The 12,414-nt window shown below is 67.9% G+C and carries 9 protein-coding genes; 5 read left to right on the top strand and 4 right to left on the bottom strand.

What is annotated here, in order from left to right; all coding sequences use genetic code 11:
- Positions 1-148: 148 nt before the first annotated feature.
- Positions 149-1,030, bottom strand: coding sequence for a septum site-determining protein MinC (minC, locus tag VCS63_RS07780; RefSeq protein WP_063642212.1), 882 nt, complete (start codon positions 1,028-1,030; stop codon positions 149-151).
- A gap of 160 nt (positions 1,031-1,190) precedes the next feature.
- Positions 1,191-2,957 (bottom strand): glutamine--tRNA ligase/YqeY domain fusion protein, encoded by a 1,767-nt coding sequence (locus VCS63_RS07785; RefSeq protein WP_063642211.1) that lies wholly within the window; start codon positions 2,955-2,957, stop codon positions 1,191-1,193.
- A 136-nt stretch (positions 2,958-3,093) separates the two neighbouring features.
- Between VCS63_RS07785 and VCS63_RS07790 the strand changes: the two genes are divergently transcribed.
- The gene (locus tag VCS63_RS07790) at positions 3,094-4,437 is read left to right on the top strand and encodes a cytochrome ubiquinol oxidase subunit I (RefSeq protein ID WP_042796534.1); all 1,344 of its coding nucleotides are present in this window, start codon (positions 3,094-3,096) and stop codon (positions 4,435-4,437) included.
- On the top strand, positions 4,434-5,486 hold the full coding sequence (locus VCS63_RS07795; RefSeq protein WP_042796535.1) for a cytochrome d ubiquinol oxidase subunit II: 1,053 nt from the start codon (positions 4,434-4,436) through the stop codon (positions 5,484-5,486). Before VCS63_RS07790 ends, VCS63_RS07795 begins: the two co-directional genes overlap by 4 nt.
- Positions 5,487-5,516: 30 nt before the next feature.
- Here the strand turns inward: VCS63_RS07795 and recQ are convergent, their stop codons facing one another.
- Both recQ and VCS63_RS07805 read right to left on the bottom strand, forming a co-directional pair.
- On the bottom strand, positions 5,517-7,346 hold the full coding sequence (gene recQ / locus VCS63_RS07800) for a DNA helicase RecQ (protein ID WP_323879187.1): 1,830 nt from the start codon (positions 7,344-7,346) through the stop codon (positions 5,517-5,519).
- Between the two features lie 93 nt (positions 7,347-7,439).
- Positions 7,440-8,750 carry a fimbrial protein gene (locus VCS63_RS07805; protein ID WP_323879189.1) on the bottom strand — a complete coding sequence of 437 codons (1,311 nt, stop codon included), beginning with the start codon at positions 8,748-8,750 and terminating at the stop codon, positions 7,440-7,442.
- Positions 8,751-8,966: 216 nt separating this feature from the next.
- Between VCS63_RS07805 and VCS63_RS07810 the strand changes: the two genes are divergently transcribed.
- From VCS63_RS07810 to ruvB, 3 genes are all read left to right on the top strand, one after another.
- Positions 8,967-9,668 carry a response regulator gene (locus VCS63_RS07810; RefSeq protein WP_042797571.1) on the top strand — a complete coding sequence of 234 codons (702 nt, stop codon included), beginning with the start codon at positions 8,967-8,969 and terminating at the stop codon, positions 9,666-9,668.
- On the top strand, positions 9,668-11,233 hold the full coding sequence (locus VCS63_RS07815; protein ID WP_323879192.1) for a sensor histidine kinase: 1,566 nt from the start codon (positions 9,668-9,670) through the stop codon (positions 11,231-11,233). Before VCS63_RS07810 ends, VCS63_RS07815 begins: the two co-directional genes overlap by 1 nt.
- Before the next feature lie 87 nt (positions 11,234-11,320).
- Positions 11,321-12,394, top strand: a complete 1,074-nt coding sequence (gene ruvB / locus VCS63_RS07820) for a Holliday junction branch migration DNA helicase RuvB (RefSeq protein WP_063642208.1) — start codon at positions 11,321-11,323, stop codon at positions 12,392-12,394.
- Positions 12,395-12,414: the final 20 nt, after the last annotated feature.

Raw genomic sequence — 12,414 nt, forward strand, 5'->3', positions numbered from 1 at the left:
AAGAGCGCCCCCTCGGGGGGCAGCAAGCCCGCGCGAGCGGGTGCAGCGTGGGGGCCCTCTTGCCGCCGGGCCGCCCCAAGGCAAGAGCGCCCCCTCGGGGGGCAGCAAGCCCGCGCAAGCGGGTGCAGCGTGGGGGCACACAACCCATTCAGGCCTTGAGCGCCTCGATGCGCAGCGTATCGCCGTCCAGGCGGACCAGCGCGGGCTGATTTTGCAGCGTGCGGTCCAGCTTATCCTCGACCACGCGGTACACGCCCGCCACGGCCAGCAGCTCGGCATCCAGGTGCGTCGTGAAAATGCGCGCGGAAGTGTCGCCGCGGGCGCCGGCCATGGCCTTGCCGCGCAGCGGGCCGTAGACGTGGACGTTGCCGTCCGCGATGACTTCCGCGCCCTGGCTCACCATGCCGATCACCACCAGGTCCGTGTGGCGCGCATAGACGCGCTGGCCGGAGCGTAGCGGCTTGGTGATAACCAGTGCCGACGACGAGTGCGGGGCGGCAGGCGTGGGGCTGGGGGCAGAGGTGGTGCTGCTCGCCGCGCGCGCCGGCAGCGGCTCGGCCGCGGGCTTGTCGGCGGGCGTTTCCGCGGCGGGCGTTTCAGGTTCGGCGGAGACTTCAGTGGGCGCGGGCGCGGTCTCGACCGCGGCGGCGGGCACCGAGGGTACCGGCGTGGACACGTCGTTGGGCGGCGCGGTGTCGATCACCGGCGCGGGCCGGGCCGCGGGCGTGGACAGTTCCACCGGCGTCAGGCCGGCTGCGCGAGCGGCTTCCAGGTTGGCGCCCTCGGCCACGACGCCGATGGGGGGCAGGTTGTGGCCGCGCAATGCCGCCACCAGGGCGGTCCAATCGATTTTTTCCTCGACGCGGCTGGCGTCGATGACCACGGGTTCGTTTTCGAAGAAGCTGCCGGCATCGGCCATGCGCTTGGCCAGGGCGGCGGTCAGGCGTTCGGGATCGGCGCTGTGCAGGACCACCCGGATGGCATAGAGGGTGGCGCTTTTGAAGTCCAGGGCTAGGGATTCAGTGTTCATCTTGATTGTGGCTGGCGGTCTGGGGCGCCGGAAACGGCGCGCTCGACCGGCTGCGGGGTTCGGGGGATGATAACCCGCCCAGGGGCGGCATGCGCAGGGGGCGGACCCAAAGAAAAAGGCGCCTTTCGGCGCCTTTTCCCTGCAATGCGGACGCGGCGCGTCAGCCTTGCGCCCAGGAGTCGCGCAGGGTCACGATGCGGTTGAGCACCGGGCTCTCCGCGGTGGATTCCTTCAGGTCGGCCGTGAAGTAGCCCAGGCGTTCGAACTGCCAGGTGGCGCCCGGCGTGGCCACGGTGCCGGGTTCCAGCCAGGCCGTGACGGTCTGCTTGGAGTTCGGGTTCAGGCAGGCCAGGAAGTCCTTGTCGCCGCCGTCGGGACGCGGGTCGGCGAACAGGCGGTCGTACAGGTGGATCTGGGCGGGCACCGCGTGGGCCGCGCTGACCCAGGTGATGTTGCCCTTGACCTTGACGCTGTCGGCGCCGGGCGTGCCGCTCTTGGTTTCCGGCAGGTATTCGGCCTGGACCTCGACGACCTCGCCGGCCTCGTTCTTGGTGAAACCGGTGCAGCGGACCACGTAGCCGTATTTCAGGCGCACGGTGTTGCCCGGGAAGAGGCGGAAGTATTTCTTGGGCGCTTCTTCGCGGAAGTCGTCGCGTTCGATCCAGAGCTCGCGCGACAGCGGGAACTCGCGCACGCCGGCTTCGGGGTCGTGCGGGTTGCGCGGCGCGGTGCAGATCTCGGTCTGGCCTTCCGGGTAGTTGGTGATGACCAGCTTGAGCGGATCCAGCACGGCCACCGAGCGCGGCGCGACGGGGTCCAGGTCGTCGCGCACCGCCTGCTCGAGCAGGCTGTAGTCGATGCGGGAATCGGACTTGGACACGGCGGTGCGGTCGCAGAACAGGCGGATCGAAGAGGGCGTGTAGCCGCGCCGGCGCAGGCCGAAGATGGTCGGCATGCGGGGATCGTCCCAGCCGTCCACGTGGCCTTCGCGCACCAGCTGCAGCAGCTTGCGCTTGCTGGTGACGACGTAGCTGACGTTCAGGCGGGCGAATTCATACTGGTGCGGCAGCGGCTGGGCCAGCTTGCCGAGTTCGGCCAGGCGCGCCAGGATCCAGTCGTAGAACGGGCGCTGGTCTTCGAATTCCAGCGTGCAGACACTGTGCGTGATGCCTTCGAGCGCGTCTTCGACCGGGTGCGCCCAGCTGTACATCGGGTAAATGCACCACTGGTCGCCGGTGCGGTGGTGGTGGGCATGGCGCACGCGGTACATGACCGGGTCGCGCAGGTTGATGTTGGGCGAAGCCATGTTGATCTTCGCGCGCAGCACCAGACTGCCGTCGGGATGCTTGCCGTCGCGCATTTCGCGCAGCAGCGTCAACGACTCGGCGGCGGGGCGGTTGCGCCAGGGCGAGTCGGTGCCGGGTTCCGTCAGCGTGCCGCGGTTGGCGCGGATTTCTTCGGGGCTTTGTTCGTCCACGTAGGCGTGGCCGGCCTCGACCAGCGCCTCGGCGAACTCGTACATGTAGCCGAAGTAGTCGCTGGCGAAGTACAGGTTGTCATTGCCGTCGGCCTTCCAGTCGAAGCCCAGCCAGTGCACGGCCTCGATGATGGCGTCGACGTATTCCTGGTCTTCCTTTTCCGGATTGGTGTCGTCAAAGCGCAGGTGGCAGACGCCGCCGAAGTCGCGCGCCAGCCCGAAGTTCACGCAGATGCTCTTGGCGTGGCCGAGGTGCAGGTAGCCATTGGGCTCCGGCGGAAAGCGCGTGCGGATGCGGGCCGGATCCATTCCGCCTTGTTGTTGCAGGGCCGCCGGGCCAGGCTTGCCCGCCCAACGCTTGCCTGCGAAGCGCTGGGCTTCGAGGTCGTCTTGAACGATGTTGAGCAGGAAATTGGATGCGGCAGGGGTCGGCGTCGTGGCGGAGGTCATTCTTGAAAGAATAGGAAAAAGCAGCGACAAAGAGTCAATTTTGCCACGTTCCGCAGGCGAGGCCTTTTAGCGGCCGGTGCAACCGGTTTCAAACTGTCCCCACGGTCATGTAACTGGCTCTACACTACGGGCCATCATGGACATATCCACGTTATCCCTGGCCCGCGCGCAGTTCGTGGCCAGTCTGAGCTTCCTGGCGTTTTTCCTGGCCTTCTCCCTGGCGCTTGCCTGGGTGCTGCTGTTCTTCAAGATCCGGGCGCGCTGGTCGGGCCATGGCGGCTGGACAGCCGCCTACCGCTTCTGGGTGCGGATATTCGCCCTGGCCTTCGTGCTGACTCTCGCGGCCAGCGTGCCCGTGCTGATCCAGCTGGGCAGCCTGTGGGCGGGCCTCATGGACAAGATCGGCAATGTCGCCGGTCCCTTGCTCGGCTACGGCATTCTTTCGGTTTTCATCCTCAAGTCCTGTTTTCTCGGCGTCATGCTGTTCGGCCAGCGCCGCGTGTCGGACGGCGCCCATACGCTGGCCGTGCTGATGGTGGCGGTGGGGCAGTTGGTGGCGGTGTTCTGGGTGCTGGCATTGCAATCCTGGATGCAGACGCCGGACGGCGCGCTGCTGGTGGATGGGCGCTACCAGGTCTATGACTGGATGGCCGTGGTGCTGAATCCGTCGGTGGGCTGGCGCATGGCGGTGGTGGTGGTGGGCGCGGCCCTGGCCGCCTCGTTCCTGATGATGGGCGTGACAGCGTTGCAGGCCTTGCGGCGCCCCTTGGGCGATGGCGAGCGCAATGCGTTCAAGACCGCCTTGGTGGTGGCCGTCGTAGCGGCCTTCATGCAATTGCCGGTCGCCACCGGCGCCGGCCAGATGATCGCCAAGCTGCAGCCCGCCAAGGCCGCCGCCGCCGCGGGCTACTGGGAAAGCGGCACCGAACCGCAACTGGTGCTGTTTGCGTGGCCCGACGCGCGCTCCCATACGAATGTAGCCGACCTCACCCTGCGCAACATGGGCGGCATGTGGCTGCACCGCAACCAGGACGGTACCTACCGCGGCCTGGACAAGTATTCCGGCATGTTGCCCCCCGTGGCGCTGACATTCTGGTCGCTGCGCGTGGCGGCCGGCCTGGGGCTGTTGATGCTGGCCGTGGCCTGCGTGACCTTCCTGTGGACCTTCCGGCGCGGCTTGGACCCGTCCACGTTGCCGCATTGGTGGCAGCGGGTCCTGTGCGGCATGATGTTTTCGGGCGCCATCGCCGTCGTGGCCGGGTGGTGGGTGTCCATACTCGGCCTGCAGCCGTTCGCGGTGAACGGCACCATCACGCAATCCGAAGTGCTGGGCATCGTGGCTTCCAGCACTGTGCTGTACGGCCTGATCGGCTACGGCGTGCTGTACGTGCTGCTGCTCGCGGCGTTCGTTGGCATGCTGTTCCACGCGGCGCGCTACGGCGTGGTGCCTGTGCGCAAACTGGGCGGAGGTACGCCATGATCGCCATGCTCGCCGCCTCCCAAGGCCTCAATCCCGACGATCCTTCATTCTGGATGCCGCTGGCCTTCATGGCGCTGCTGTTCGTGGTGATTGCCGCGGGCATGGTGCTGGACGGTTTCGACCTTGGCGTCGGGATCCTGCTGCAACTGGCGCCCGAACACGAGCGCGGCCGCATGATGAGCCTGCTGAGCCCATGGCGCGACGCCAACGAATTCTGGCTGCTGCTGGGCATGGGGCTGTTCGCGGCCGCGTTCCCCTTCGCCTGGGGCGCGGTGCTGGGCAAGCTTTACGGGCCGCTGACTTGCATGGTGCTGGGCGTGGTGCTGCGCAGCGTGTCCTTCGAATTCCGCATCCGCGCGCGCAACGAAATGAAGCCGCGCTGGATTTTCGGTTTCTGGGCAGGGTCGCTGATCACCGCCTTTGGCCAGGGCATGCTGCTGGGCCGCATCGCGACCGGCTACCAGTCCGACGCCGGCTACGGCTGGTTCTCCATGTTCGTGGGCTTGTGCGCGGTGGCCGCCTATGTGCTGCTGGGCGCATCCTGGCTTGTCATGCGAGTGGACGGCGACTTGCAGCGCCGCGCCGCAAACTGGGCCCGCCATGCCATCCGCTGGACGGCGGTGGGCATGGTGGCGATCGCCGTTACGCTGGGCCTGGCCAACGCAGGCATTTTCTACAAATGGAGCAACATCGCCCATCTGAGCCTGGCCGCCACGGTCTGGGTCATGATGCTGGCGGGCTTCGTGGCGGCTGAAATGCTGCTGGCCCGCTTGCCCGGGAAGGCCGACCGCTTCAGCTGGCTGCCCTTCGTGCTGTGCGTAGCGCTGTTCCTGCTGATGCTTAGCGGGCTGGCCTACAGCCTGTTTCCCTACCTGATCCTGGACGACATGACCTTGTGGGACGGCGCGGGCGCGCTGGGCTCCATGCGTCTGGTGTTGGCAGGCGCCGTCGTGGGCATTCCAGTGGTGCTGGTGTTCAACATCCTGGCCTACCGCTCGGTGTTCGGCAAGGAGCGCGCCCCGGTGCCGCTGCTGCCGCCACCGGGCTGATTTGGCCGTGGCTGCCCCGAAGGGCAGCCATCACAAGACCGGCTTGCTCACGCGCTGCAGGATTTCTTCGCCGTACGCTTCCAGCTTGCGTGCACCCACGCCGCTGATGTGGCTCAGCTCGTCCATTGATTCGGGCTGGGCCAGCGCAATCTCGCGCAGCGTGGCGTCATGGAAAATGACGTATGCGGGCACGCCATGGCTCTTGGCGACCTCGCCGCGCCAGGCGCGCAAGGCCTCGAACACGGGCTGCAGTTCGGCCGGCAGGTCGATCGTCGCCGCTTTGGGACGACCGGTGCCGCTCTTGCCAGAGCGCGGCTTTTTCTCGGATTCCCGGCGCAGCATCAATTGACGCTCGCCCTTGAGCACGGCCCGGCTGCCTTCGGTCAGGGCCAGGGTGCCATAGCCTTCGTGGTCCACCGTCAGCAAGCCTTGCGCCAGCAATTGGCGCAGCACGCCGCGCCACGCGGTGTCGCTCAGGTCCGCCCCTACGCCGAACACGCTGAGCGTGTCGTGGCCGTGCTGTTTGGTGCGGTCGGTGACCTTGCCGCGCAGGATGTCGATGATGTGGCCCGCGCCGTAGCGCTGGCCGCGTTCTTTCCACAGGCGATAGACGGCGGACAGCACTTTCTGCGCGGCGACCGTGCCATCCCAGGCCTGGGGCGGATCCAGGCAGACGTCGCAATTGCCGCAGGCCGTGATCTGCTGGCCGAAGTAGGCCAACAGGCGCACGCGGCGGCATTCCACGGTTTCGCACAGACCCAGCATGGCATCCAGCTGCTGGCCCAGGCGCCGCCGGTAGGACTCTTCGCCCGGGGATTCGTCGATCATGCGGCGCTGCTGCACCACGTCTTGCAGTCCGTAGGCCAGCCAGGCAGTGGCCGGCAGTCCGTCACGGCCGGCGCGGCCGGTTTCCTGGTAATAGCCTTCCACGGACTTGGGCAGATCTATGTGCGCCACGAAGCGCACGTCGGGCTTGTCGATGCCCATGCCGAACGCGATGGTGGCGACCATGACCACGCCGTCCTCGCGCAGGAAGCGCGCCTGGTTGGCGGCGCGCACCTGTGCGCTGAGGCCCGCGTGATAGGGCATGGCGTCGATGCCCTGGTTGCACAGGAACTCCGCGGTTTCTTCCACGCGGGCTCGCGACAGGCAATACACCACGCCCGATTCGCCTTCGTGCTCGGCCTGGATCATCTCCAGCAACTGCTTGCGCACCTCGTTCTTTTCAATGATCCGATAGCGGATATTGGGACGGTCGAAGCTGGAAACGAAGTGGCGCGCGTCGTCCAGCGACAGGCGTTGGGCGATCTCGCGACGGGTATCGGCGGTGGCGGTCGCCGTCAGCGCAATGCGCGGCACGTCTGGCCAGCGCTCGTGCAGCATCGACAGCCCCAGGTATTCGGGACGGAAGTCATGGCCCCATTGGGACACGCAGTGCGCCTCGTCGATAGCGAACAGTGCGATACGGCCGCGTTCGAGCAGCTGCAGGCAGCGGTCGGTCAACAGGCGTTCGGGCGCGACATACAGCAGGTCCAGCTCGCCAGCCAGGAAAGCCTGCTCTACGCCGCGGGCAACGCGCCACTCCTGCGTCGAGTTCAGGAAGGCCGCGCGCACGCCCAGTTCGGTCAGGGCGTCGACTTGGTCCTGCATCAGCGCGATGAGCGGCGACACGACGATGCCGGTGCCTTCGCGGACGAGCGACGGGATCTGGTAACAGAGCGACTTGCCGCCGCCAGTGGGCATGAGGACCAGCGCGTCGCCGCCGTCGATCACCTGTTCGACAATGGCTTGCTGGTCGCCGCGGAAGGATTCGTAACCGAAAACGCGCTGCAACACGCCGAGGGCGCGCGCGTCAGACATGGGGGTAGGCCGGGAGCATCATGGCAGGGATTTTAAGCCGCAATTTTGGCCGGCCCCTTCCGAGGGGAGATTTCCGTCCTTGCCGCAGTGCGCCTACCAGCTCAGCCAGGTCCCGCGCATGAACGTGTCCACCGGCATGCTGAGGTTGGCGCGCCATTCATAATTGCCCGAGAGGATGTCGCGGTCGGCGCCCACCGCCAGCTTGACCTTGGGTGCGACGAACATGCTGTGGGACAGGCCCACGCGCTGCTCGGCCAGCTCCGAACCCTCGCGCAAGCCCGAGTAGGTGCCGCTGAGCACGCCCCAGCCGGTGATGGGGACGCCGGCCGACAGCGTGTTGCGGGTATGCGCCGTCGAGGCCGCGCCGCCCGAGTAGCTGGACAGGTCGCCATAACCCGCCCCGACCTGCTCGTTGGAGTAGCCCAGGTTCACGCTGTCGGCCACGTCCACGTTGTAGTCGAAGCGATAACGCCAGGCGCTGGCGGCGTCGAACGAACTTTGCGTGGCGCCCGCCCGGAACGTGCCGTACTCGCCGGCGGCATAGGTGGTGCCCATGCCACGTGTGGTGAGCGAAGGCGCGCTCTGCATCTGGCCTTCCAGCGTCAGCGCCGGAGTCAGCCCGTAACGCACGCTGCCGCTGCCCACCGCCTCGCCGTAGTCCACGGCTCCGGAACTGGCGGCGGGATCCATGCGGTTCAGCCTGCCGAGCGATGACGAATAGCCGAAGCTGCCTTCGGGGGCGGTGGCGCCGGATCCGGCCCAGTTCGAGATCTGCAGGCCGCCCACTGGCGCGCTGCTGCCCCAGGCCGGGGCCCGGGCGTCGACATTGCCGACGGCGACGGACGGACCCGAAGTGTTGCGGTAGACCCAGTTGCGGTTGCCGCCGTAGCGCAGGCCTTCCTGGCTGCTGGCCGAGGCGAACCAGGGCCGCGAAGCGCGCGACACGCCAGAAATCACGACCACCGGCACGCGGGGCAGGTCGCCGTCCTGGAGGGCGAAAACGTAATCGGGCGTGGGTTCCTCGGGCGTCGCGAGCACGCCGCAATCCAGCGGTACCGGGGCGGGCTGGGCGTCGCCCGACAGGCCCAGGCCGGTGCCGGGGATCAGGTCGGCTTCGCGCGCGCCCGTGCCGCGCACGCTGGTATCCAACGCCGGTTCCATGGTCTGCATCTCGCAGGGGGCCGGGTCCAGTGGCACCGCGCGCGATTCCATGGACGGGGCAGGGCGCACGGGAATGGGCTGGACCGAGGACAGCACCCCGATGCCGCGCCCCGCGGACAATGCTGGCATATATGGGGACGTAGCAAGTGGGTCGCCCACGGCCGGGGCGAGCGGGCAGGCCAGGGCCGCCGCCAGCGCGGCGCGCAACAGCCGGTTTCGCCAGATGATTGCAGGGGCGATCATAGACACAGTGTAGAAAGGGAGCGCCGCCTTGCCTGTAAACGATTTTTAGCAACTCGGACAGAAGACGGGGCGGCTTCCATTTTAGAGCCACGCGGCGCGGGCGGCGGGCCCTGGCCGGAAAGCGCTGGAAAACGGGTCCAACATCGTGCAACAGGTATATTTCAGTTGATTTCCTGCCTCTTGCGGCAGGGCGCGACGGGCCGCACTATGGCATCCATGGACAATCCCCACACCAAGCTGCTGGTCGTCGACGACGACCCCGCCTTACGGCAATTGCTGGCCGACTACCTCAACCGCCACGGTTACGACACGCTGCTGGCGCCGGACGCCACCGACCTGTCGTCCCGCATTACCCGCTACGCGCCCGACCTCCTGGTGCTGGACCGCATGTTGCCGGGCGGCGATGGTGCGGACGCCTGCCGCCGCCTGCGTGAGCAGGGCGAGGACATCCCCGTCATCCTGTTGACGGCGCGCGACGAAGCGGTAGACCGCATCATCGGCCTGGAAGCCGGCGCGGACGATTACGTCGGCAAGCCGTTCGACCCGCGCGAGCTGCTGGCCCGCATCGAGGCCGTGCTGCGCCGCAAGCGCGGTCCCTCCGCGCTGACCAAGGACGCGCCGGTCGCGTTCGGTCCCTTCATTTTCGATCCCTCCACCCGCCAACTGTCGCGCGATGGCACGGTGGTCAAGCTGACCGGAGGCGAGATCAACCTGCTCGAGGCGCTGGTGCGCAACGCCGGCAAGCCGCTGTCGCGCGAACGCCTGCTGGCGCTGGCGCGCGACGACGATGCGGGCGAGCGCAATGACCGCGCCATCGACATCGCCATCCTGCGCCTGCGCCGGGTCATCGAAGACGATCCCAAGCAGCCGCGCTGGATCCAGACCGTCTGGGGCATCGGCTACCGGTTCTCGCCCTGATGCGCCTTTCCCCCGGTTTTCTGGTACCGCGATCGCTGCGGGCAAGGCTGATCCTGCTGATCCTGGGCTCGGTCCTGCTGACGCAGGCGGCCACCTTGGTGACGGTGTCGTACTTTCGGCACAAGTTCATGGAAGACGTAGCCATCGGCTACATCGTCACGACCATCCGCACGCTGCGCGCCGCCGTGTCGCAGGTGCCTGCGGAAGAACGTGCGGAGTTTGTGCGCACGGCCTCGCAGAACCAATGGCGGCTTTGGTCGCGGGTGCTGCCGGCCGAGGCCAAGCTGCAGCGCTTCAATGGCCGCCGTCCTCCGCCCAAGGCGGCTCCGCGGCCCCCGCCGCCGCCCGCGTCGGAAACGCAGATCCACGGTCCGCCGGCACCACCCCCGCCCGAAGTGCGCGACGACGATCACGGAAATGGACGCGATGAGCGCGCGAGCGCGCGCGAAGGCGAGCGAGCCCGCGACCGCGAGGAACACGGCCGCCGCTACCAACCCGAACCGGACGACATCCGCCGCGATCTGCGGGTGCTGGTCCAGCAGCTCAATGAACGCCTGAACGATGGCACGCGGGTGGCGCTGTCTCGCGGTCCCACGCCGGAGATCTTCATTTCGCTGGCGCCCAATTCCGCCAGCGAAGACGTGCCGCGCTTGCGCGAGTGGCTGGTCATCCCGCTGGAGCGCCTGGATCCGCCGGTTGCCACGCCGTTCATCGCCGCCTGGCTGGGCGGCCTGGGCTTGCTGCTATTGCTGGCGGTGGGCTTTTCGTGGCACATCACGCGTCCCATTACCCGGCTGGCCGATGCGGCCGACCGCCTGGCCGCCGGGCAACCTCAGCGGGTCGAACCCTCGGGGCCACATGAGACCCGGGTGCTGGGCGAACGCTTCAACGCCATGTTGGACGCGCTGTCGGAATCCGACTCGGTGCGCCGCACCCTGCTGTCGGGCCTGCCGCACGACTTGAAGGGGCCGCTGTCGCGGATGTGGCTGCGGATCGAGTTGGCGGATGATTCCAAGCTGAAGGAAGGGCTGCGCGCGGACCTGCAGGATATGCAGCACATGGTTGATCAGTTCATCGGCTTCGTGCGCGGTACCGACCCTGCCGCCTACCGCTACGCCTCCATGAATCTTTCCGATTGGCTGACCGAGCGCGTGGGCGCATGGCAGGGGGCCGGCACCGACATCAGCCTGAGATCCGGCGATGACGCCGCAGCCCTGGTGGTACAGGCGGACGCGGTGGCGCTGGGCCGCTTGCTGGACAACCTGATCGGCAATGCCTTGAACCATGGCGCCCCGCCAGTCGAGGTCAGTCTGCGGCACGAGGGACGGCATGCGGTGCTGGACGTGGCCGACCATGGCCCGGGCATCGTGCCGGAACGGCGCCTGGAGGCATTGCGCCCGTTCAGCCGCCTGGACGACGCGCGTACGCGCACCGGCAGCGTGGGATTGGGCCTTGCGCTGGCCGAGGCCATCGCGCGCGCGCATGGCGGTTCGCTGGAGCTGCTCGAGGCGGCGTCAGGCGGGCTGTGCGTGCGGGTCAGGCTGCCGCTGTCCGAAACGCCCTAGGGCGCCCCGCGCCGGCGTGCCCGCCCCCCGGGGCGGGCCGCGCTACGGTACGATGCATCCTGCTCAGTACTTTGTCGTTTCCGCACCATGGCCATCCAGTCCGATTCACTTTCCTCCCGTCCCGACGCCCCCCGTATCGTGGCGCCGCAGCCGGTGTCGCCCAACGAGGAGTCGATCGAACGCGCCTTGCGGCCCAAGGCGCTGGACGAGTACGTTGGCCAGCAGCGCGCCCGCGAACAGTTGGAGATCTTCATCGCCGCCGCGAGGAAGCGCGGCGAAGCGCTGGACCACGTGCTGCTGTTCGGGCCGCCGGGCCTGGGCAAGACCACGCTGGCCCACATCATTGCCCATGAAATGGGCGTGCAGCTGCGCCAGACCTCCGGGCCGGTGCTGGAACGCCCTGGCGACCTGGCGGCGCTCTTGACCAACCTGGAAAAGAACGACGTCCTGTTCATCGACGAAATCCACCGCCTGTCGCCTGTGGTCGAGGAAATCCTCTACCCGGCGCTGGAGGATTTCCAGATCGACATCCTGATCGGGGAAGGGCCGGCCGCGCGCAGCGTGAAGCTGGACCTGCAACCCTTTACCCTCGTTGGCGCCACCACCCGCGCCGGCATGCTGACCAATCCCCTGCGTGACCGCTTCGGCATCGTGTCGCGGCTGGAGTTCTACAACGCCACCGATCTCGGCCACATTGTTACGCGCAGCGCCGGTCTGCTCAACGCAGGCATCACGCCGGATGGCGCGGCCGAGGTGGCGCGGCGCGCCCGCGGGACGCCGCGCATCGCCAATCGGCTGTTGCGCCGGGTGCGCGACTATGCCGAGGTCAAGGCCGGCGGCACTATCGACGCCGAGGTCGCGGGCCGCGCGCTGGCCATGCTGGAAGTGGATCCGCAAGGCCTGGACCTGATGGACCGCAAGCTGCTCGAGGCCATCATCCACAAGTTCGACGGCGGCCCCGTCGGCGTGGACAGCCTGGCGGCGGCCATAGGCGAAGAGCGCGACACGATCGAGGACGTGATCGAACCCTACCTGATCCAGCATGGCTATCTGCAGCGCACGCCGCGCGGCCGTACCGCCACGCTGACTACCTGGCGCCACCTGGGCCTGACCCCGCCGGCCGGCGCCACGGCCGGGTCGGGCGACCTTTTCGGCAAGTAGGCGGCGCGCGCCCCGGGCGC

The organism is Achromobacter sp. D10, from assembly GCF_035282245.1.
Taxonomy (GTDB): domain Bacteria; phylum Pseudomonadota; class Gammaproteobacteria; order Burkholderiales; family Burkholderiaceae_B; genus Achromobacter; species Achromobacter insolitus.